The sequence below is a fragment of the Puniceicoccaceae bacterium genome (assembly GCA_040224245.1).
GTDB lineage: Bacteria > Verrucomicrobiota > Verrucomicrobiia > Opitutales > JAFGAQ01 > JAKSBQ01.
In genome coordinates this window covers 37651-59574 of record JBEGIR010000012.1, presented here as the reverse complement: position 1 = coordinate 59574, position 21924 = coordinate 37651, and the positions used below count along the sequence as shown (strand labels likewise).

General features: G+C 53.7%; 24 protein-coding genes. 19 read left to right on the top strand and 5 right to left on the bottom strand.

Features of this window, described 5'->3' with window-relative positions; genetic code table 11:
• Window positions 1–10 precede the first annotated feature (10 nt).
• From ABQ298_01840 to ABQ298_01825, 4 genes are all read left to right on the top strand, one after another.
• Entirely contained in the window at window positions 11–571 is a 561-nt protein-coding gene (locus ABQ298_01840) for an RNA polymerase sigma factor (protein ID MEQ9823105.1), read from the top strand.
• Between the two features lie 14 nt (window positions 572–585).
• Window positions 586–1014 (top strand): hypothetical protein, encoded by a 429-nt coding sequence (locus ABQ298_01835; GenBank protein MEQ9823104.1) that lies wholly within the window; start codon window positions 586–588, stop codon window positions 1012–1014.
• Window positions 1014–1343 (top strand): YbjQ family protein, encoded by a 330-nt coding sequence (locus ABQ298_01830; protein ID MEQ9823103.1) that lies wholly within the window; start codon window positions 1014–1016, stop codon window positions 1341–1343. The genes ABQ298_01835 and ABQ298_01830 overlap by 1 nt, the downstream gene beginning before the upstream one ends.
• Before the next feature lie 249 nt (window positions 1344–1592).
• Window positions 1593–1934: a hypothetical protein gene (locus tag ABQ298_01825; GenBank protein ID MEQ9823102.1), complete on the top strand. Its 342-nt coding sequence runs from the start codon at window positions 1593–1595 to the stop codon at window positions 1932–1934.
• Between the two features lie 132 nt (window positions 1935–2066).
• Here the strand turns inward: ABQ298_01825 and ABQ298_01820 are convergent, their stop codons facing one another.
• On the bottom strand, window positions 2067–2492 hold the full coding sequence (locus ABQ298_01820) for a low molecular weight phosphatase family protein (protein ID MEQ9823101.1): 426 nt from the start codon (window positions 2490–2492) through the stop codon (window positions 2067–2069).
• Window positions 2493–2592: 100 nt separating this feature from the next.
• Here ABQ298_01820 and ABQ298_01815 point away from each other — a divergent pair, with 100 nt between their 5' ends.
• The 6 genes from ABQ298_01815 to ABQ298_01790 all read left to right on the top strand — a co-directional run bounded on the left by ABQ298_01815 (window position 2593) and on the right by ABQ298_01790 (window position 8189).
• The gene (locus ABQ298_01815; protein MEQ9823100.1) at window positions 2593–3054 is read left to right on the top strand and encodes a transcriptional repressor; all 462 of its coding nucleotides are present in this window, start codon (window positions 2593–2595) and stop codon (window positions 3052–3054) included.
• 45 nt (window positions 3055–3099) lie between these two features.
• Window positions 3100–3858 carry a Fe-S cluster assembly ATPase SufC gene (gene sufC / locus ABQ298_01810; protein MEQ9823099.1) on the top strand — a complete coding sequence of 253 codons (759 nt, stop codon included), beginning with the start codon at window positions 3100–3102 and terminating at the stop codon, window positions 3856–3858.
• 59 nt (window positions 3859–3917) lie between these two features.
• Window positions 3918–5324 carry a Fe-S cluster assembly protein SufB gene (gene sufB / locus ABQ298_01805; GenBank protein ID MEQ9823098.1) on the top strand — a complete coding sequence of 469 codons (1407 nt, stop codon included), beginning with the start codon at window positions 3918–3920 and terminating at the stop codon, window positions 5322–5324.
• A gap of 39 nt (window positions 5325–5363) precedes the next feature.
• Window positions 5364–6707, top strand: a complete 1344-nt coding sequence (sufD, locus tag ABQ298_01800) for a Fe-S cluster assembly protein SufD (protein MEQ9823097.1) — start codon at window positions 5364–5366, stop codon at window positions 6705–6707.
• A 97-nt stretch (window positions 6708–6804) separates the two neighbouring features.
• Entirely contained in the window at window positions 6805–7356 is a 552-nt protein-coding gene (gene sufT, locus ABQ298_01795) for a putative Fe-S cluster assembly protein SufT (GenBank protein MEQ9823096.1), read from the top strand.
• Between the two features lie 128 nt (window positions 7357–7484).
• On the top strand, window positions 7485–8189 hold the full coding sequence (locus tag ABQ298_01790; GenBank protein MEQ9823095.1) for a DUF374 domain-containing protein: 705 nt from the start codon (window positions 7485–7487) through the stop codon (window positions 8187–8189).
• Window positions 8190–8260: 71 nt separating this feature from the next.
• On the opposite strand, the gene gpt is transcribed toward ABQ298_01790, so the two are convergent.
• On the bottom strand, window positions 8261–8761 hold the full coding sequence (gene gpt, locus ABQ298_01785; protein MEQ9823094.1) for a xanthine phosphoribosyltransferase: 501 nt from the start codon (window positions 8759–8761) through the stop codon (window positions 8261–8263).
• A gap of 72 nt (window positions 8762–8833) precedes the next feature.
• Window positions 8834–9184 (bottom strand): arsenate reductase family protein, encoded by a 351-nt coding sequence (locus ABQ298_01780; GenBank protein MEQ9823093.1) that lies wholly within the window; start codon window positions 9182–9184, stop codon window positions 8834–8836.
• A 49-nt stretch (window positions 9185–9233) separates the two neighbouring features.
• Between ABQ298_01780 and ABQ298_01775 the strand changes: the two genes are divergently transcribed.
• Complete coding sequence (locus ABQ298_01775) at window positions 9234–10010, top strand: pseudouridine synthase (protein ID MEQ9823092.1); 777 nt, start codon at window positions 9234–9236, stop codon at window positions 10008–10010.
• Window positions 10011–10099: 89 nt separating this feature from the next.
• Here the strand turns inward: ABQ298_01775 and ABQ298_01770 are convergent, their stop codons facing one another.
• On the bottom strand, window positions 10100–10483 hold the full coding sequence (locus ABQ298_01770; GenBank protein ID MEQ9823091.1) for an energy transducer TonB: 384 nt from the start codon (window positions 10481–10483) through the stop codon (window positions 10100–10102).
• A 320-nt stretch (window positions 10484–10803) separates the two neighbouring features.
• Between ABQ298_01770 and ABQ298_01765 the strand changes: the two genes are divergently transcribed.
• Window positions 10804–11721, top strand: coding sequence for a rhomboid family intramembrane serine protease (locus ABQ298_01765; GenBank protein MEQ9823090.1), 918 nt, complete (start codon window positions 10804–10806; stop codon window positions 11719–11721).
• A 107-nt stretch (window positions 11722–11828) separates the two neighbouring features.
• Here ABQ298_01765 and ABQ298_01760 read toward each other — a convergent pair whose 3' ends face one another.
• Window positions 11829–12653 (bottom strand): glycosyltransferase, encoded by an 825-nt coding sequence (locus tag ABQ298_01760; protein MEQ9823089.1) that lies wholly within the window; start codon window positions 12651–12653, stop codon window positions 11829–11831.
• 59 nt (window positions 12654–12712) lie between these two features.
• Between ABQ298_01760 and ABQ298_01755 the strand changes: the two genes are divergently transcribed.
• The 7 genes from ABQ298_01755 to ABQ298_01725 all read left to right on the top strand — a co-directional run bounded on the left by ABQ298_01755 (window position 12713) and on the right by ABQ298_01725 (window position 21896).
• Complete coding sequence (locus ABQ298_01755) at window positions 12713–14263, top strand: hypothetical protein (GenBank protein MEQ9823088.1); 1551 nt, start codon at window positions 12713–12715, stop codon at window positions 14261–14263.
• A complete protein-coding gene (locus tag ABQ298_01750; protein MEQ9823087.1) occupies window positions 14256–15188 on the top strand; it encodes an FAD:protein FMN transferase in 933 nt (310 codons plus the stop codon). The genes ABQ298_01755 and ABQ298_01750 overlap by 8 nt, the downstream gene beginning before the upstream one ends.
• A 59-nt stretch (window positions 15189–15247) precedes the next feature.
• On the top strand, window positions 15248–16009 hold the full coding sequence (locus ABQ298_01745) for an NYN domain-containing protein (GenBank protein ID MEQ9823086.1): 762 nt from the start codon (window positions 15248–15250) through the stop codon (window positions 16007–16009).
• A 99-nt stretch (window positions 16010–16108) separates the two neighbouring features.
• The gene (locus tag ABQ298_01740; protein MEQ9823085.1) at window positions 16109–17185 is read left to right on the top strand and encodes an Mrp/NBP35 family ATP-binding protein; all 1077 of its coding nucleotides are present in this window, start codon (window positions 16109–16111) and stop codon (window positions 17183–17185) included.
• Window positions 17186–17247: 62 nt separating this feature from the next.
• A complete protein-coding gene (locus ABQ298_01735) occupies window positions 17248–17469 on the top strand; it encodes a DUF4032 domain-containing protein (protein ID MEQ9823084.1) in 222 nt (73 codons plus the stop codon).
• 175 nt (window positions 17470–17644) lie between these two features.
• Window positions 17645–18916 (top strand): serine--tRNA ligase, encoded by a 1272-nt coding sequence (gene serS, locus ABQ298_01730; GenBank protein ID MEQ9823083.1) that lies wholly within the window; start codon window positions 17645–17647, stop codon window positions 18914–18916.
• A 133-nt stretch (window positions 18917–19049) separates the two neighbouring features.
• Window positions 19050–21896 (top strand): ATP-binding protein, encoded by a 2847-nt coding sequence (locus ABQ298_01725; GenBank protein MEQ9823082.1) that lies wholly within the window; start codon window positions 19050–19052, stop codon window positions 21894–21896.
• Window positions 21897–21924 lie beyond the last annotated feature (28 nt).

Sequence of the window (21924 nt, the reverse complement as noted above, 5' to 3'; positions counted from 1 at the left end):
CCTTCAGCCCATGACCGAACAACGAGCGATCAAACTCTGCATCGAGCAGCGTGACCCCATTGGATTTGAACACCTTGTGAAACAATACCGCCGGGAGGCAATGGGTCACGCGCTGGGCATCATGGGAAATCCGGATGATGCAATGGAGATGTGCCAGGAATCGTTCAAACGGGCATTTCTGGCGATGCCGCGACTACGGCAACTCGATCAATTTTATCCCTGGTTTTATGCGATTTTACGGAATTGTTGTTTCAACGCCCTGGCGCGTCGGAAAACGGTTGCCAAGCATGCAGAGAAGTTGGTGCTGGATGCGGAATCGACGCGAGGACAGGTTTCCGCTCCGTATGATGAACTCGAACGAAGTGAGGCGCGCAAGGCGGTGTGGGATACGCTGCAGAAACTCAGCCCGGAACACCGGGAGATTCTGGTTTTGAAATACTTTCAGGATACAAAATACGATGCGATAGCGCGCTTGCTGAAAATACCAAGAGGCACGGTCATGAGTCGGCTCTACAGCGCGCGCAAGAGTTTTGCGAAGGTGCACGGGATGGATTTGGGGGATGCAACGTGAGGAGAGATATGGAAATGGAAAGAAAACGAGCACTGTTAATGGGATTGATGGATGGTGAACTGAGTCCGGAGGAAACCTCCGAGATTCAGGAATACCTGCGCCGTGATCAGCAGTTGCGGGACGAATACATGGATTTGGTCCGGGCAGGGGATGCGTTGCAACTACTGGGGGAAACCGAACTTGACGAGCAGCGCCTTCGCAGACTGTGGAGGACACCCTTTGAGATCGGTTTGCGTCGCAGCAGTTATCTGCTGATTGGTGCGGGTTTTTTGAGTTTGCTCGGCTATGCTGCGTGGGAATATGTGGTCCATGAACAGCGCGACTTGTTGCCGGTTGTCGCCAGTTCTGGCGTTGGTTTGGGATTGATTTTATTGTTCGTTCAGGTCCTTCGGGACCGCATGCTCATCTGGAAGCACGACCCTTATCGCGAAATCGAAAAATAATGATCATTGTAACATCCGAAAACATTGCGGGGAAACGCATTGTGAAAACGCATGGATTTGTGCGCGGCAATACGATCCGCTCTCGTCATTTGGGCAGGGATATTGTTGCAGGGCTGCGCATTCTGGTGGGCGGTGAAATTCACGAGTACACCAAACTGATGGCCGAAGCGCGTGAGCAGGCACTGGATCGCATGCGCGAAGAAGCGCGGGCACTTGGGGCGAATGCTGTGATCGCGGTCCGGTTTGCCACAACTGAAGTTGCCAGCAATGCTGCAGAGATCCTCGTGTATGGAACGGCGGTGACGACGCAGGACGAAGCGGGCGATTAAGCTGCCCGGAGGTGAGTAGCGTGGGTTGAGTCTCTGGCTATGGCCACCCTCATGGCAAGCATAGGGAAGTGTGACTTCACCTGATGCAACGGGTGTGGGGAATAACCCAACGTTACAATTGTGTGTACGTTTGCCAGAACGTATTGATTTTTTGGAAAAAGTGCATTTGCTTGGCTTCAAGAGATCCTGAGGGTCTCGGTTCGTTCTTTTGACATCAGATTTTTCAGGATCTCTGGAAAGTCACTATAAATGATGAACAACCGTAAACCAATCGCTGTTGCAATTGGTTTGCTGGTGGCGGTGGCAGCGCAAGCAGTCACTCCCTCAGCACCAGTGGTAACACAAGTTGTGAAACACGTCGTTCCTTACGACACAATCGTTTGGAGTGGCGACTCGACCCAGATCATTGCCATGATCGGGGTCAAGGAAACCGGGCTCGTTCAGGAACTCGGCGTGGAATCCACGACCGGTATGATCCTGCCTCGTTCCCAATTCACTACGGTTCGCAAGTTGGCTCTCGAGCCCTTCCTGTTTGAAGGAAAAGAGGTTGCAGTCGCTTCCTCAAAGGCACGGGGTTCCAATGAATCGTAGTCACCACCTAATATAAAATCGAAATCAACGGGCGCCTTCCTTCGGGGAGGCGCCTTTTTTTACGGATTTTTTGGGGCAACACCGCGATAGAGATCGTCGATATTGAGGGGTTGTTAGCCTGCTTTAACCCGGTTATTTTTTCGATGAGGTGCTGAGTTCAGCGATGAGCGACTGCACTCGTGTCTCGATGGCGGGCAGTGTTTGAGCGGGACTCCAGACATCGAGATCGTGTACGTCCCAATAGCGGATGCGCTCCACCCACTCGGGGAACTGGTGCTGCATCATGGCATGGTGTTCCTCGCGTTTGAGTGCGACAACGAGGTCCGCACGTTTGAGATCGGCGAGGGTGAGCGCGGTGGGGAGGGATTCGTAGCAGTCGTCTGTTATGCCTTTGCTTTGAATGGCGTTGCGGGTGTGGGGTGAAATCGACTGCGGCGCGCATTCGATCATCAGACCCCGTGAAAAAGCCCGCCAATGCGAAAGCGGAATCCCCTTCTGGTGATTGAACAGGGCCTCCGCGTAGCGACTCCGGTAGTAGTTTCCGGTGCAAATGAACAAGAGAGAATTCACAAAAAACTGGACTTCTTATTTGTAATTGGAATGATTCCAATTATTGTTAATTTTCAATCGTCACCGCTGTGACGTCTGGGATATTGCCATGCAACTTGAAACACATGCAAAAGAAAAGCTGGAACGTGCGCTGGAACGGAAAGGACTGCGCGCGACCCGACAGCGGGAGCAGGTCTTTTCGGTCGTTCTGGCATCGGATGATCATCCGTCCGCAGACCTGGTCTATGCACGCGTCAAAGAATCCTGCCCCACGATTTCGCTTGCGACAGTCTATAACTGCCTGGAAACCCTCGTTGACTGTGACTTGATCCGACAAGTCAATTTTGAAAGGGAGCCATCGCGCTTTTGCCAGGCGAAGGATCATTCGAGGCATCACGCCCACTTCCACTGCCAGGAGACGGGCAAAGTCATTGACGTTCATCTACCAAACGCATTTATTGAGAATCTTTCTCAATTTCTGCCAAAGGGGTATTCCATTGAAAAAATTGATCTCACCCTGAGCGGACGCTGCTGTGAGCCGGAGATGTCAGTGCCTGAGAACACGCACTGACTTTACCGAATCCCATACATACCTTTAACTTCAATTCAGAATATCATGTCGAACCAGTTAGAAATTCGAAATCTCAACGCCAGCATTGCGGGACAACCGATTCTCAAGGATTTTTCGCTTGTGATTCCCAAGGGCGAAGTTCATGCCCTCATGGGACCCAACGGTACCGGAAAGAGCACGCTCGCGAAGGTCATCGCAGGGCACGAAGACTACGAAGTGGAGTCGGGTGAGATTCTTGTGGACGGAGTGAACGTTTTGGGAATGGAGCCGGATGAAATTGCACACAAAGGTGTGTTTCTGGCATTCCAGTATCCCATGGAAATACCGGGAGTGACCATCGCCAACTTCATTCGTGCTGCATTGCAGGGGCGTATGGAGGAAGGTGCCAAATTTGACGCTCCAGGCTACTACCGCGAGCTGTATGCAAAAATGGATCTGCTCAAAATGGATCGCAGTTTTACCTCACGTTCCCTGAATGAAGGTTTTTCGGGAGGAGAGAAAAAACGTTGCGAGATCCTTCAGATGGCGATGCTCAAACCCGCTTACTGCATCATGGACGAAACCGACAGTGGGCTGGACATTGATGCGCTCAAGATCGTGTCCAACGGGGTGAACCTGATGCGCAACGAAGACCGCGGAATTTTGGTGATCACGCACTACCAGCGCCTGCTCGACTACATCGTACCGGACAAGGTTCACGTGATGTGGGATGGACGCATTGTCCAGACAGGTGACAAGGAACTTGCCAAGGAACTGGAATTGAAGGGCTATGACTGGGTGAAGGACTCCCTTGTCGGAGCCTGATTTCAGGTCAGGCGGCTCGAACTGTTCGAGCCGCAGAATCATCCAACCAGGAGAAGAACATGACACAAGCAACAGCCATTGATATTGACAGGGAAAAGGGGAATTTCAGTTACGAAACCACCTATGAGTTTGACGCCGGAACGGGATTGAATGAAGGAGTGATCCAGTACATCAGTGACGTCAAAGGCGAAGACGACTGGGTGCGGGATTTTCGACTGAAAGCGCTCAGTACCTTTGAACGCATGGGCATGCCGACCCATTGGGCGACGAAGGATCTGGAAAACATCGATTTTGACAAGATCCGCTACTACCTCTCCAAGGGGCAGCGCGCGAGTCGGACATGGGAAGAAGTGCCTGACGAGATCAAGCAAACCTTTGAACGACTGGGCATTCCGGAGCAGGAGCGCAAGTTTCTGGCGGGAGTTGAGGCGCAATTTGATTCGGAAGCTGCGTATTCCCGCATGAAGGAAGGGCTCGAGAAGGAAGGCGTCATCTTCATGGGTTCCTCTGATGCGTTGAAAGAGCATCCGGAGATTTTCCGAAAGTTTTTTGGAAAGGTAATCCCGACCAACGACAACAAGTTTGCCGCACTGAACTCAGCCGTTTTCAGCGGTGGCAGTTTCATTTATGTGCCGCCCGGTGTAAAGGTGTCGCAGCCCTTACAGGCCTATTTCCGAATCAATGCGGAGAATTTTGGCCAGTTCGAACGCACCTTGATCATTGCTGATGAAGGAGCGGAACTGACTTACATGGAAGGCTGTACCGCCCCGAAATTTGAAACCGCAACGCTGCACAGTGCGGTGGTGGAACTCGTGGCACTCAAGGGTGCGAAAATCCAGTACATCACGGTTCAGAACTGGTCGAACAATGTCTTCAATCTGGTGACCAAGCGCGGTCTAGCAGAAGAAGAGGCAGAAATTCGCTGGATTGACTGTAACATTGGTTCCCGTCTGACCATGAAATATCCGGGGGTTGTGCTCAATGGACGCAAGGCGAGAGGAGAGGTGCTCTCCATTGCACTGGCCAACGATGGACAACATCAGGACACAGGTGCGAAAATGATTCACCGTGCCGATGAAACCAGCAGCAACATCATATCGAAGAGTATTTCGATCGGAAATGGGCGCTCCACCTACCGTGGGCAGGTGCACATTCCCGATCACCTCAAGGGGTGCAAGAACAATACGGAATGTGATGCGCTGCTGATCAATACGAACAGTCAGACGGACACTTTTCCTGCGATTACAGTGCGCGGCAATGGCAATTCCGTGCAGCACGAGGCGAGTGTCTCCAAGGTCAGTGCCGAGCAGATTTTCTACATGATGCAGCGCGGCCTGAGTGAAGGAGAAGCCATGAGCCTCAGTGTGAACGGTTTTGTGAACGATCTCGTGAAATATTTCCCTATGGAGTACAGCGTGGAACTGAAGCGCCTGATCGACCTCGAGATGGAAGGGTCGGTCGGTTGAGCAGGTCTGTTACCGCATTATCAAACCATCATGATTTCTATGAGTAACACGATAGTGAACCCGGCTGCGCCGGTACCTTCAGGACCGCTTGCGCAGGAATCGACCTTTGAGGCGTTCCTGCAGTCACACGCGGGAGAAAATGCCTGGATCGAAAGCAAGCGCCGTGAGGCATGGCAGCAATTTCAGGCCTTGGAAATGCCAAAGCGCAAGGACGAGACCTGGCGCTTTGCCAGTCGACTGCAGCTGGATTTTGCCGACTATCACCTGGGTGACAAACCTGCTGCGGAGGTGGTCGATTGTGTGGTATCCGGCTCCAATCTGCATTCGCGCACCGAAGCAAGGCTTGTTTTTGCCGACAATCATCTGGTGCATGTGGATCCCATTTCGCCGGAATTGAGCGAGAAGGGCGTGATTTTTGAATCGCTGCCAGAGGCGATTGTGCAACACGCTGATTTGCTGGAGCGGTACTTATTCCAGGAAGAGGCGCACCTTGGCAGTGAAAAGTTCATGGCACTGCACCATGCCTTGTCGCATGGTGGAGGCGTTGTCTTTGTGCCCAAGGGAGTTGTGATCGAATCGCCCCTGATGATTTACCACTGGACCACGCAGCCGAATGTAGCGGTCTTTCCGCATACACTCGTGATCGCGGAGGAGTCTGCATCGGTAAATGTCATTGACGTCTTCCAGTCTGTGAGTCCCACGCTTCCGGCTCTGTGCATTGCATCGGGAAACATTTACGCTGGCGCAAATGCGCAGGTCTTGCGCAAGTGTGTGCAAAATTGGAGTTCGCAGACTCTTTCCTTTCAGGCGGACGCGACGGCTGTACGCCGGGACGCCACCACCAAAACCCTTGCGGTGAATCTCGGTGGCAAACGCTCGCGTTTTGAAAATCAAGTCCGCATGGCGGAACCCGGTTCCCATGCAACATTGTATTCCCTGACCGTCGCGCAGGGTGATCAGGAGTTTGACCAGCGCACCTTCCAGTCACACGACGCACCCAATGCGGTTTCGGATCTGCTGTATAAGAACGCGTTGCTGGATAACAGCCGAACGATCTTCTCCGGCATGATTCAGGTAGCAAAGGATGCGCAGCAGACCGATGCGTATCAAACGAACCGCAATTTGTTGCTCAGTCCCACCGCCGATGCCAATTCATTGCCCGGTCTCGAGATCAAGGCAAATGATGTGAAGTGCAGTCATGGTGCGACGACGGGGCAGCTGGATCCCGAAGAGTTGTTCTACATGATGCAGCGTGGCATTCCAAAGCGTGTGGCGCAGCAGCTCATGGTTTTCGGCTTCTTCGAGGAAGTGATTGAGAAATTTGAAGATCCGGAAATTCAGGAAAGTGTGCGCAAGCTTGTGCAATCGAAGTTTCACCTCTAGAACCTGACGAAAGGGAGTTCGGAAAAGGTTGTGTTTCTCTGTGGAGTGCGGCCGACTTCCGTCTCCTGTTTGTTCAACCATCCACGAATAGAATACCATGGAAGATGATCGCATCCTAACCCGCGATGTGGAAGCTACCTTGATTCCCCAAGGTGAACCCTTCACCCTGAAGGAAGGCAGCAATGTGGTGATCACGCATCGCCTGGGAGGCAATTTCACTGTGATGACTGCCAATGGCATGTTCCGCATTTCGCGGCATAACGCTGATGCCCTTGGTGAAACTCCAGAACCTGAGGTTCCGGTATCGGCTTCATCGGGAGGCTCTGGTTCTGAAGCTGAGCCTGACATTGAAGACATCTGGGCGGAACTGAAACAGGTGTTTGATCCGGAAATTCCGGTCAACATTGTGGATCTGGGTCTGGTGTACAGCGTCGAAATCCAGAAGAAGGACGAACGGAACCATATTGAAGTGGCAATGTCATTGACGGCACCAGGTTGTGGCATGGGACCCGTGATTGCCGATGATGCCAAGTGCCGACTGCTTGCTGTGGAAGGTGTGGACAGTGCCAATGTGGAAATCGTCTGGGATCCACCCTGGCATCAGGACATGATTTCTGAAGAGGGAAAGATGGAGTTGGGACTCATCTGAGCCAGCTAAAGTCGGCGGTACCAGTCATCCCGTCAATTTGGCATTGCCATTTTATGGGGTAGGGCCTGTTTCCATGCTTCCCTTTTGGGACGAAATGCTGTGGGTTGGTAACATAGCCTGTGCCCCGCATGTTTCGACGTTACCTGTTGCCCCGCCTGATTTATGGGTTCTATCGCACCTGGTCCGCGACGTGGCGGATACGCATCGTGGAGTCTGAATTCCTGACCCATGCGATGCAGCATCATCAGCCGGTGCTGTTTGCGCATTGGCACCGTGACGAACTTGCAGTGCTGCACTGTGTTGCAAGGTATCGCATTGCGACAATGACCTCACGAAGCAAGGACGGACAGCTGATCGATTACGTCATTCGGCGAATGGGCGGGGCGACGTCAAAAGGATCTTCCAGCCGCGGTGGCTCTGAAGCGTTGCGGGGTTTGTTGCGGCTCATGAAGTCCGGCTACAACGGTTCCATTGCGGTCGACGGTCCAAGGGGGCCGATTTATAAAGCCAAACCGGGTGTTTTCGAAATCGCCAAGCTGGCCCACTGTGCGATTATTCCAACCGGAGTGGCAAGCCAGCATCGCCGCATCTTTGAGCGCTCCTGGAACAAAGCCCGACTGCCGTATCCGTTTTCCCGGGTCGTGATTCATTTTGGAGAACCCATTTGGGTGCAGGATCTCACAAAGGAAGGTATTCGCAGTCTGGAAACTTCGGAACACCTGGAATCTGCGATTCGACGGGGTTGTCAGCGCGCCCGTGATCTGGGTCGTGAGCACTGGGGTAACTCGCGACGTTCAAGCGACGGATTTACCGATGTGTCTGATGTGCAGTGAGCGACAAGCGGGGTTTGTCGGATGAGGACAGTCCCTGATGGCGGGAGTTTAGTGTTCGGGATCGGGGAGGATTAATCCTTGCCCCGAAACGGGACAACATACTGCAGGGCCATGTCCCACGGGAAAAAGATCCAGGTATCCTGACTGACTTCCGTGACAAATGTATCCACCAGATTGGCTCCGTTGGGTTTGGCGTATACGGTGGCAAAGTGAGCATTGGGGTAAAGTTCCCGCACATGTTTCAGCGTTTTGCTGGTATCGACGAGGTCGTCGACAATCAGAATATCCTCTCCCTTTCCGATGAACGATTGCTCAGGGAGCTTCATCACATTGAGTTTGGACTGATCCTGATGGTCATAGGATTTCACGCAGATCGTATCGATGGTTCGGATATCGAGTTCGCGTGCGACCACCGCCGAAGGCACCATGCCACCGCGTGTGATCGCCACAACTGCTTTCCACATGGAGCCAGTGCGTTTGCTGTTCAAGCGCCAGGCGAGGGCACGGGAGTCGCGATGCAACTGTTCCCAACTGATGTGAAAACCTTTTTCGTGTGGAAGTTGGATGCTCATGGGATGAAGCCTTGGTGATGCCGTTGTGAAGGCGCAAAGTCAAGGTTTGCGTTGGCAGGATGCAGCGAGAAATCAGCCGAGATGCTCGCTCCAGACCGACTCCTTAAATCCTACAGTACCCCAGTCATCTGTCAGCAGGAACGGACGTTTGATCAGGTTTCCATTCTGTTGCAGCAGATCCAGTGCTTCGGAGGTCGAAAGTTGGGGCAGGCGGTCTTTTAAGCCCATGGAGCGATAGTCCTGTCCGGAGCTGTTGAAGAGGCGGCGCAGCTGGCCTCCAACATGATTGAGCATGGTTTCCAGTTCCTGGTGTGTTGGGGGTTGTTCGCGGATCGGGAGTTCCTCAAACACATGACCCTTGTTGTGAAGCCATTTGACGGCATTTCGGCAGGTGCTGCAGCCCTTGTAGGTATAAATTTTCATGTCTGCATCGTAGAAATTTCCGAGTGCAGCGGTCAATCGGAAGTATGCCATGGTCAATGCATCATTTCGGGTTTCGGACTTGAGTTCAGGGCAATGGAACGATGCAGTTTTGAGCACAATGCTGGAAGTGCTGTATCAGGACCGATGGATCGTCGCCATCAACAAACCGACGGGACTGCTGGTGCACCGATCCTGGATGGATACGGATGCCACGGAGTTTGCGGTGCAGTTATTACGTGACCAACTGGGTGCCTGGGTGCAACCCGTGCACCGCCTGGACCGTCCGACATCGGGAGTGCTGCTGTTTGCACTGGATGCAGAAATTGCCCGACGACTGATGGAAGCCTTTGCGGAGCATTCCCCGGAGAAGCATTATCTCGCCGTGGTGCGGGGATGGTTGACTGGGGAAGGATGCGTCGACTCCCCGCTTCGGCGAGAGGTGGATGCCTACACACAGGCTTGCACCGCAGTTGAGCAGGAGGCCTATACCCGGTGGAAGAGCTTGGGAACTGTGGAGTTCCAAAAACCTGTTGGAAGGTATGAAACCGCACGGTTTTCCCTGTTGCGGCTTCACCCGGTGACGGGACGAAAACACCAGCTCCGTCGACATCTCGCGCACTTGCGACATCCCATTATTGGAGATACGCGACATGGTGATGGAGTGCAAAATCGTTTTTTTCGGGAGCAGTTTGAGGTGAATCGATTGCTCCTGCATGCGGCATCCCTGCGGTTTGAGCATCCCGTGACGGGAAACGAAGTATGGATTCAGGCGAAGCCGGATCCCGCATTCTCCCGCACCCTTTCGGAGTTTTCCGAAACAATATAACACTGTCGGATAAAAAAACACCCCGCTGTGTGCGGGGTGTTTTTCTCAAATTGAATCAACCTACTTGATTCAAAAGGCTTGGATTCGGGTCAACGGGATGCGAGCAGCAGGGGGCGATGCGATCCTGCTTCGAAGACGATGGGCTGTAGGGCAACAACGGATTCGCCAGGGTTGTCATAGCTCCAGCGACGCACCATTGCCCGGGAGAACTTGGCCATCTGAGGATCACTGGCCTCCAGAACTTCGATGTTGGCGAGGCGTCCGGATTCAAGAATCTCGAAACGCATCAGCACATAGCCATCGGAATCAGCAATGGATGAAGGTAGCGCGGGAATGGGTTGCACCTCTGGGGCAGGCAGCGATCCATATTGAATGACTTGTGCCGGAAGATCCTGAATGGTGTCGCTTGGTGCGGCATTGGCGATGCTGCAGAAGGCGGTGAGCACGACGGCGAATAGGGTAATGGATTTCATGGTGGTGTTCCTGGGTAAGGGTTCAACGATGGTAATGCTCTCAAACAACTAATCGATCCAATGTTACGAAACTGTAACAATGTGACGTAAATGTAACACATGAGGGTGTAGAAAAAAAGCGAGATCGCTTGGGGTTTGGAAATTGTAACATTTCTCTGATCGAGGTTTGCTTATTATGGAAATACACCAGAATCGGTGCATGTGGCAGGTATCTATCGGAATGGAGATGATCGTGAACGGCTACTCGATCCTTACCTTCAGTCTGGTTTTTGGGGGATCACCCGGTGGATTTGCATGGATTTTAACTCGTAGACAATCGGATGAAAGCAGAGGAAGAGGAGATTCCGGCAGAACTTGTGACCGTGGGACGCTACCGTCGCCCGCGCCAAGCCAATGACGACACTCTGCTGATACTGTCCATGGGGCTGCCGTATTGGATGGTTCCGGTAGAACAGGGCTATGAGGTACGGGTGCAGCCGCAAGTTGCGCAACAAGTGATCAATCAATTGAAACGATCACGACGCGAGAATCGTTTCTGGCCACAGCGGATGGAAGCACATGAGCCAGTTCGGCTGGTCGGGATCGGTGCATTTCTTCCGGCAGCGGCAATCCTCGTTCTGATGTTTCTGGCGCAGCAGTTCTGGGGAACTGCAGTTAATGAGGCGGGAAGCCTGGATGTGCAGGCTATTCATGAAAAGGGGCAATGGTGGCGTGTACTGACTGCGCTCACACTGCATGCGGACGCTGCCCACCTGATCGGAAATCTTGGCATGGGGTGTTTTTTTTCGCTCTTTGTCCTGCAGCAGTTTGGTGTGAGACTTGGGTGGTTGCTGATTCTGCTGAGTGGGGCATTGGGCAACACCCTGAACGCCAGTTTGCGGGGTGAGCAAAGTTTTGCCGCCATCGGAGCGTCGACAGCTGTATTCTCAGCAGTGGGACTGGTGGCTGGGCATGCTCTGGCTCACCTGATGTTGCGACGGGAGTTGCTGCGCCTGCGCGAATTGATGCTACCGCTTTTTGTGGCCTTTGGTGTGTTGGGTTGGTGGGGAAGTTCTGGGGAGAATACGGATTTCATGGGGCACCTATTTGGACTGATGGCGGGGCTGGGAATTGGCTGCAGTGTTTCGTGGATTCCCGGACTCTCCCGTGAGTGGGTATCACGTTTGGCCGGATGGGTAGCCCTGGGTGCGGTCATTCTTGCCTGGATCATGGCGATCATGAGTGCTGTCAGCGCGTGATCTGAGTGGCTGCAGCGGTCCGCACTTCAACGCAGTGAAGCCGGATGGGGCGTGCAGGGAAGCGATTCTTGGGTGCCCCATGCAGCCTTCCGCAGAAGTTCTCAATTTCAGTGGGTGTCGCCAGATCGCCGCAAACGGTTGCGCAATTGCAGAGAGCGGCGAATTCTGCGCAGATCCAGCATCATGCGCCAACCGTCGCGAATCGAGCGCACGGTGCTGGTCGGAGACTCCACCCAGGGCAGTTCCACTTCCCGAATCGGTGTATTCAGGAGCGCTGCATGCGCGAGCAGTTCGCAGTCAAAAGCAAAGCGATTGACTTTGAAGCGACGGTGCAACTGCTGGTAAAGTGATCGGGGAACCATCTTGAACCCGCACTGTGGGTCCTTGACCTCGATCCTCAGCATGCGACGTGCGTAGGTGGCAAAGCAAGCGGCCATGAAACGTCGTTTGAGAGAGCGTGTCGCACGGGAAGGGGCTGGGCGGATGCCGCAGTGCAGGTGATGGGGTTCCTGCAGCGCTGCCAGCAGCTGGTTGGAAACTGCATCTGCCGGAATGCTGCCATCGGCATCGACAAATGCCAGCAGTTCAATGGAATCTGACACACCGTTCCAACCTTGCCGTATGGCATATCCCTTTCCATGGTTTTGCTCAAGCAACTGGGTATCCAGTAATTCCGGATGTGTTTGTGACAGGCGCTTCGTCCAGCTGAGTATCCACTTCTGCATTAGGCGGGATGAACCATCATCCACGATCTTTACTTCCACCGGCACAGCATGGGAGTTGAGGGATCGCAGCAGGTCGGGCAAGTAGGCCTTGAGGGTGGGCAGACTTTGGAAATGAGGCAGTACCAGACGGCAGCGAGCGGGCTGGGGGGATGCAATCGCATTGAGGTTTGCTTCGGGAGCGGTCTGCGCTGACTCGGACAAATTCATGGTGGTAATGGGACGAATTTGGGGTTTCAAATCCAGATCCTAACAGCTAGGCTTTCCCCATGCAACACCGTCCGACAGCCATTCGAGAGCGTCCCATGTTTGGACGCATGGGTGTGTGGTCGCTGGTTGCAGGATTGATACTGGTGGTGGGAGTCCTGCGATGGCAGAGTCTGGATCTGCGACCCGTGCATACAGACGAGGCGGAAAATGCCTGGATTTTGGCAAAGGACCAATCCGGTGCCGGATATGTTTTCAGCCCCGAACATCACCATGGACCCGTGCTCAATGCCTGGTTGCGCTTGCCGGCAAAGCTGTTTCGGTATGAAAGTTACGCGCAGATGGAGATGCGCCCCTTGCGCGCAGCAGTGTGGGCGGTGGGATTGCTCACATTGCTGGTGCTGGTGCGATTTTCCCGGGTGTTGGGACGGGTTGGTGTTCTGATTGCGATGGGAGTGGCAGGCACATCCGGCCTGCTCACCTACTATGGGAACATGGTGATCCATGAAACGCTGCTCGGTGCTCTGGGACTGCTTGCAGGATGGGTCGGGTGGCAATGGATGCATGAACGGACGTGGACACGTGCATGGCTCCTGGGTCTGATCGCGGGATGCATGTTGGCGACGAAACAGACTGCCTTGATCTGGTTTGCAGGTTGGGGGTGTGCGTCACTGTTCCTGCTGGTGTGGACTCCAGATCTGCGCAAAAAGGTGTTGGTGAAACAGGGGTGGGTGCAGCTTGGGGTTGCCGCTCTGTTCGCACTGGGAGTTGCCGCACTGCTGTATACGGATGGACTGCGTCATCCCGCAGGTGCAGGGGATGCGATCCGCTCCCTTTGGCACTATCGCACGGCAGTGGAGCATGAAAAGCCCTGGACGTATTATTTCACTGACTTGCTCTTGCCCATTCGCCAGGCACCCTTTGGAAGTTATGACTGGCTGCTGTGGGCAATGACAGCTACGGGGGTTGTGGCGTGCCTGATTCCGCCGAAGCATGCATTGGCTTTGGATGTGCGGACTCGTCGGTTTGCAGGCTTTGTGGGCGTGAGCGCGGTCGTTCAGCTGATTTCCTACACTGTCGTAGCCTATAAAACTCCATGGTTGATGCTGGGAGTGTGGTTGCATGCTGCTCTTCTTGCAGGCGTAGGTGCGCGATGGATAGGGGGATGGTCGATTTCCCCCTTGCGCTGGCTGGCGTGGGTGGTGTTGATCCTGCTTGCGGGAGTTCAGCTCCAGAACGCTCATCGACTCAATGCAGTTTACCACTCTGACCCGCGCAATCCGCTGGCCTACGCTCCGACCTCTGCGAACATTGAACACCTTCCCCATTTTCTGGAATGGCGCACAAAGGGAACCGCATCCGATACTGACATTGTGGTAGTGGGGGACTACATTTGGCCAATTCCGTGGTATCTGCGACGTTTCCATGGCGTTGAGTATGTTCCGGGGACAGAACCACGTCCGACTGCGAACATTTGGATCCTGACAGATGCCTCTTATGCTGCCTTACAGCCGGGATGGATGAAGGAACGCCAGTTGTTTCCGTTTTCGCTGCGTCCGAATGTTCCGGTCTATGTCTGTCTCCCTAACGAATCTGATCCTTCCGATGACTGAAGAAATGCTCAACAGTGCAAACACACCGGCAGCAGATGCGCCGATTCACCGCTTTCGTGAAGAAGCGATGGCAACCCACTTCGAATGCTGGATTCGACATGAGGACCGTGAGCTGGCTCACAGTGCTGCAAACCTCCTGTTTCGGGACCTGCAGATTATTGAGAGCCGGTTGAGTCGATTTCGTGACGGCAGTGATATCTCGCACATCAACCGCATGCATCCAGGGGAGACTGTGTTGATCAGTGAAACCTGTCACGAGTGCCTGATCCAGGCCATGGAGTTGCAAGTGATCACGAATGGGGTTTTTGACATGGCAACGGGTGGGTTTATGGAGCTGTTGCGGGATCTGAAAGGTGAACCCGTGCTTGCAACCGAGGAAGAGTGGGCGCGCGCGAAGGAGCGGCGCAGCAGAGGAAGCCTGCAGATCGATCCGGAAAATCCGAGGGTAAGCTGCCTGGAAGCGGGACTGCAGATCGATCTTGGAGGCATAGGCAAAGGCTTTGCATTGGAAGAGCTCTCCCGACTGCTCGAGGAAATGGAGGTGCGGGATTTTCTGTTGAGTGCGGGTGGAAGCACGCTCAAGGCGAGCGGTGCGCGAACAGCAGCAGGAGCCGGATGGAACACGCGGTTGTGCGGTGCGAAGCACGAGATCGAATGGGAATTGAAAAATGCCTGCCTGAGCAGTTCGGGATTTGAGGTGAAAGGCGCGCACATCCTGCAGAACGGGAAGGTGGTTCGGGATGCCCGGTGGAGGCGTGTGTGGGTAATGGGTCCACATGCGGCACTAGTCGATGGATTGTCAACGGCCTGTTTTTTGATGGATCGTGAAGCCATTTTGGAACTCATGCAATCGATGGAAGGTGCGGTAAGGGTGTGGGTGGAAACGCAGGAGGGTCACATTGATGTGCTGGCGAGTGGAGGCTGAACAGGGTGGAGCCGGAATAAACAGTGGTCATTTCCCGATAAACCCTTTACCTTGCGTCCATGGATCATTCGGCATCTGGTCACGACAGCATTGCGCTCCTGATTGACGCGGACAATGCGCCCGCCGCAAAAATTGACTTCATCATCGCGGAACTCGCGAGTTATGGAGTGGTCAACATTCGACGTGCCTATGGCAACTGGAAGAAACGCGGGTTGGCGGGCTGGGAACAGGTGCTGCATGAGTATGCCGTGCAACCGGTGCAGAATTTTGATATTGTGAAGGGGAAGAATGCGACCGACATGTCGCTGGCGATTGATGCGATGGACATCCTTTACACGAAACAAGTGCAGACATTTTGTCTGGTTTCTTCGGATGCTGACTTTACCCCGCTCATCCTGCGACTGCGTGCAGATGGGAAAAAAGTGATTGGTTTTGGAGGGAAGCAGACTCCCGTGCCATTCATGAACAGTTGTTCGCATTTTCTGTATCTTGATGAAAACAAGAATGCGGAAACCGAGCGTAAGCAGAAGGCATCGAGTGTGGATACGCTCAAGCGCGATACCCGCCTGATCAATCGCCTGCGGACTGCCATCAGTGCAGTGGAGGATGAAGATGGATGGGCGCCGCTGGGGCCGATCGGTTCGCACATCTCCAATCAGGGAGCATTTGATTCGCGCAACTATGGATTTTCGAAGCTGAGCGATTTGTTTCGGGCGATTGATCTGTTTGAGGTGCGGCGACTTGAAAATTCCAATGGTGGAGGAACCCTGCATGTGCGGAATCGCAAGCGTCGCAGCAATGGAGGCAAGGGCGAAGGCTGAGTGGGGGTGGTCTGATAACTGGCTGAGGAAATTGCCAGTACGGAAAATCGAAGAGAGGCAGTGTTGCAATTTTGCAACGGAATTTTATGGTGCCTGTTGATGGTAACTCAGGAGCAAGTCATTGAAACCCTTCGCAAGATTCCCTATCCGGGCTACAGCCGGGATATCGTTTCCTTTGGGCTGGTCAGGGACCTGACGGTCAAAGCAGGACAGGTGGAGGTGTTACTGGAGATCACCACTGCCCAGGCGGAGATCCCGGGAAAGATTCAGGAGGCGGTGAAGCAGAATGTCAGTGCGCTCGATGGCGTGAAGGGCTGTGAGGTTGTGGTTTCTGTAAAGTCAGCCCCGGAGGCGGGTTCAACCAATGCCTCCAAGTCCGCACCCACACCGCCCGATCAACTCGAAGGGGTGAAGCACATCATAGCGGTGGCCAGTGGCAAGGGTGGAGTCGGCAAGTCCACCTTTGTGAGCAATCTGGCTGCAGCGGTGGCGATACTGCTCAAACAGGAAGGGCGAAATGGCGAACGTGTGGGAATCATGGACTGCGATATTTTTGGACCCTCAGTTCCATTGATGATGGGGGCCAACGGTCGTCCAGAGGTTTCGGAAAACCAAATCCATCCCCTGGTCAGTCACGGTGTGAAAATCATGTCGATGGGATTTCTCGTCGACGAGGATCAACCCGTGATCTGGCGGGGTCCGATGGTGATGAAGGCGATCCAGCAGTTTGCGCAGAACGTTGACTGGGGCGAGTTGGATTTCATGTTCGTGGATCTTCCGCCGGGAACGGGTGATGCGCAGATCTCGTTGACGCAGACCCTTCCGCTGGATGGTGCACTGATCGTGACGACTCCGCAGACCGCAGCCTACACCGTTGCCCGTCGCGGCGCCGGTCTATTCGAAAAAGTGAATGTCAAGATACTCGGAGTTGCCGAGAACATGAGCTTTCTGAATCTGGCAGATGGCAGCAAGCAGTTCATTTTTGGAAAAGGGGGCGGACAGAAGGTTGCAGATGCGCTTGGCACCGAGTTGCTGGGGCAGATTCCGCTCGACCCCTTCATTCGGGAGGGCGGTGACCGGGGAATCCCTCAGGTAGTGGCCGATCCGGAAGGTGTTGCAGGGCAAACCTTTTTGAGTATTGCGCGGAAAATAATGAACGTTGTAGAATGTGATTGATTCAAATTAAGGTTTGGGTAATCATCACGATTATCAAAGCACATTCAATTTGAAGGGGATTGATGGCCGACGCTGAGGAAACAGAAAAAAAAGCAATGTTTGCTGACAAATCCAGCTTGTATCAGGAGTTTCTGCAGGAGCGTGAAGAAATTCTCCGACACAAATGGTTGGAGTCTGAAAAGATTGGACGGGATATTGGTTTTGAGCGTGCGTTGCTGGACTGGATTCGCAACCATCGCGACAAGTGGCGTCAGTCCCGTCGGGGATCAATGCTCTCGAAATAGAACGCATCGGCTCCATGGGTTGTTGCGCTACTCTCTTTCGCAGATAGCGGGCAGACCCATGCTCAAGGTGTCGAATTGGATCGTGGGTTTCAGGGCTGTGAAGTGCTATTCACTCGACAAGTGCATTCGTGAGCACTAAGCCCGCAAAGGTTGGAACACTTAAACTTTTTGAATCATGTTGGACATCCATTTCCTCAGACAGAACGTTGATTTTGTGAAGCGCGGTCTCGCAAAGAAGAAATTCCAGTGCGACGTAGATGCGGTGCTGGAACTCGACCAGAAACGGCGCAGCATTGTGACCTCGACTGAGCAATTGCGCGCACAGCAAAACGCAGCAAATTCGGAAATGCGCAGTCTTCCCAAGGGGTCTCCCGAATTTCAGCAAAAGGTGCAGGAGATGAAGCAGCTCTCCGCCAATGTGAAAGAATTGGAGCTGGCGACGAAGCAGATCGACGAACAGTGGAAACAGGCAATGCTCAGCATCCCCAATCTTCCACACGAGAGCGTTCCCGAGGGGCGGGGGGAAGCCGATAATGTGGCGGTGGATCAGTGGGAGCCTGAGGGTTTTGACAAGACTCAGGAACGTCAACCGCATTGGGACATCCCCAACGTTTCGAAGTATCTGGAGTTCAATCGCGGTGTCAAAGTGACCGGAGCGGGTTTTCCATTCTATCGCGGCCCGTTGAGCCGGTTGTCGCGGGCGTTGATTCAGTTTCTTCTCGATGAGGCAACAAGCTTGGGATACGAGGAGATTCAGGCACCTCTGCTGGTCAACGCAGACAGTGCAACAGCGACGGGACAACTGCCTGACAAAGAAGGGCAGATGTACCACGTTACCGGGGATGATCTCTACCTGATCCCGACTGCCGAAGTTCCGGTGACCAACTATTTTCGCGATGAAATTCTGCAGGACGCAGAACTTCCCATTCGGTTTTGTGCCTACACACCCTGTTTTCGAAGAGAAGCTGGAAGCTGGGGCAAGGATGTGCGTGGATTGAACCGGCTGCACCAGTTCGACAAAGTGGAGCTGGTCAAATGGGTACACCCTGAATCCAGCTTCGAGGAGTTGGAACAATTGCGCCAAAACGCCGAACACATGCTTCGCAAACTGGAACTACCGTATCGCGTCTTGCAGATTTGCACCGGGGATATCGGATTTCCTCATTCCAAGCAGTATGATTTGGAAGTGTGGGCGGCAGGGCAGCAGCGTTGGCTGGAGGTTTCGAGCTGCAGCAACTTTACAGATTTTCAGGCCAGGCGTGCGGGCATTCGCTTTCGCAATGCAGACGGCAAGGTGGTCCCGGTACACACCTTGAACGGATCTGCACTCGGTTTGGCTCGAACACTCGCAGCGATCCTTGAAAACTATCACCTGGGGGACGGACGCATTCGCGTGCCATCGGTCCTGACAGGACGTGTGGGCAGCGATGTGCTGTCGTTCGACTGACACTCGCAACCGAGTGATGAAGAATCTGTTAAAATGCATCAAAACCCCCAAATTACACGTTGTTTGCCTGAATTTGGGTAGGATTGCAGGTTAAGGAAGCGCATTTGCATCCGATGGAATGTAGACCGTTCGGATGCATCTCAACAACATCAGTCAAACCACGCTTTCGTTTGGGGGCTTTGCCTATTGTCCTCAAATGCCCCTTCGCTGGTACCTGACTTTGGGGCGTGTCTGGGGCAGGATTGCTTGTGTGGCTGGAGTCATTTGTGGCTGCGAAATTGTTTCATCTTCGATGGGTGGAAACGGAACGGAGTCACTGGTATTCAGTGCGATGAGTGTATTTGGAGCACTGTATTTTGGTTCCTCGAAAGGCACGAAGGACGATCCGGATCCGACGCTGAATTGTCCAACCCATCTGGGAGACACCCTGTTTTTTCGATTCGATATTCGTGAGGGGTGGAAGCTCAAGCACCTGAGTGCCAATGCTGAGCAAATCCTGCGAATGCATCCCAATGCATTGCTGCAGCATCCACAGACCTGGTGGGATCATGTGTATCCGGAGGATCGGCAGCGAATGGATAAAACGTTGGACATGCTGACATCGGGTCAACCTGCTGCGCTCGAATACCGGTTTGTGCGAGGAGATGGGTCCGTTTATTGGGTTCGCGATGAGTTTGTGCCGATGTTGGATGCATCGGCCAAGGTTGTGGAGGTTCAGGGAATACGCTGGGACCTTTCCCAGTGGAAGCGCCACTCCGAGCGATTGCCGACGAGTGGGGACTATGTTGAGATGACATTGGAGAACGCTCCTGGCGGTGTGATGATCCTCGACGCGCAAGGGTGCATCGTTGAGTTGAACAAGGAAATGCGGCGGAAGACTGGGTATGGTGCTGAAATCCCTCCGGGCTGTACGGTGATGGATCTGCTGAGTCCATCCAATGCACGGGACTTGGATCGCTGGTTTGCGGCTCTGTCGGATTTGGGTGAGGCTCAGGTCGAGATTCAATGCAATCCGCGCAGCCAGATTGAACAGCGCTTTGAACTCAGAGGCCATGGACTTGGGGGTGGATATTCCCTTGTGCATGTGGTTGATGTGACGCTCGAGCGCGTCGCAGAGCATCGAATCGCACGCCGGGATCAACTGATTCATGCACTGGTGCACTCCATGAACCAGTTGCTCGATGGATCGGCCTGGGAACCGCAGGCAACACAATCCTTTTTTCGTGAGATGCTGCAGCGCCTTGGCAAGGCATTGCAGGTGGATGTTGCGTTGATTGCGACCTGCGACCCAGATTCCAGCCCGTTGCTGGGCCACAGTGATGATGGGTTTGCCATCATGGACTCCTGGTATCGGCAGGGCATGGCTCCGGACGAGTCCTGGTCGGAGCAGGTCTTTCCCTGGGCGGGTGCGGCAACCAGCTGGCGAAGCCGCTTGCAGAACCGCAGGGCCGTGATTGAACGGGTGGAGTCGGAGTTTGCCTGGGCGACTGCCCATCCCATTATGCAGGCAACGGGCGCGAACTCGCTGTTTCTGGTTCCCATGTGGGTAGAGGGCAAGTTGTGGGGGTTCATGGCATTTGGAAAAATCGATGGCATGGAACGCTGGAAAATCGTGGACCGGCGCATCATTGTCGCGGCAGTTGATGCCATTTCCCTTGCGATACGGAATCGCTTGCAGCAGCTTGAGATTGATCGCAAGCAGGAGGAGTTGAAGCGACAAATTGGGATTTCAGAGGCGCGAGCTGAAGAGTCTCGCCTGGCCAATCAGGCAAAGAGTGAGTTTGTGGCGAACATGAGCCATGAGATCCGCACACCGCTCAACAGCATCATCGGATTCACCAGCCTACTGCTCGACAGTGATCTTCCGGAAGAATACATGGAATGGCTGCACATGGTACAACTGAGCGGAAAGAGTCTGCTTGGCCTTGTGGATGAAATTCTCGATTTTTCAAAGCTGGAATCGGGTGAGGTTTCCTTCCATGCCAAACCCAACCGGATTGTGAATGTCTTGCAGGAAGCGGTTGAGTTGCTGCAACACGAGGCCCATGACAAAGGCATTGAGGTGACGACCGAACTTCCCCCTTCAGATATTTGGTTGGAAGTGGATGATTCGAGGCTGAAGGAAGTGATGGTGAACTTGTTTGGAAATGCGATCAAGTTTACGGAGAAGGGAAGCATTGCGATTCGGGCTAACGTGATGTCAACGCCGGGTGAATCGCTGCAGCGGCTTCGCGTTGAGATTGAGGATACGGGTATTGGTATTCCAGAAGACAAACTGGACCTTATTTTTAAACCCTTTTCCCAGGCGGATTCCTCCACGACTCGAAAATACGGAGGCACGGGATTGGGACTGGCGATTGCGCGAAACCTTTGCCGCCGCATGCAGGGAGACATTGAAGTGAAAAGTGAGCAGGGCGTAGGATCGACCTTCAGTTTTGAAGTCCAGGCCAAACGAGTACCAGGCCCTGAGGGATTTGAGATTCCACCTGCCGGAAACGATCCAAAAGTGAATTTTCAGAAATTGATGAACAATGGCCTTGGGCGCGGATTCCCCATTCGCATTCTGGTTGCCGAGGACAATTTAACCAACCAAAAAGTAGTTCGGCTGATCCTGAAACGACTCGGATATGAGGCAACCTTTGTCGAGAATGGGCGACTGGCGCTCGAGCGTGTGCAGGCCGAACCCTTCGATCTCATCCTGATGGACATTCACATGCCTGAAATGGATGGAATTGAAGCAACGGAAGCCATCCGCAACTGGGAGATGGACACGGAGCGGGAACGGAAGTTATGGATTGTCGCGCTAACCGCGCATGCCATGTCGGGAGACCGCGAGCGCTGTTTGAATGCGGGCATGAATGATTACCTCACCAAACCTGTGAATATCAAGGCATTGCTGGATTCCATGCAACAGTGCATCCGCTATGTCCATGGAATGGATGAGGTGGACTCGCTTCCGGGAAAACCTCCCCATTCTTAGAAATCATAGATTTCTGCATTCTGTTGGA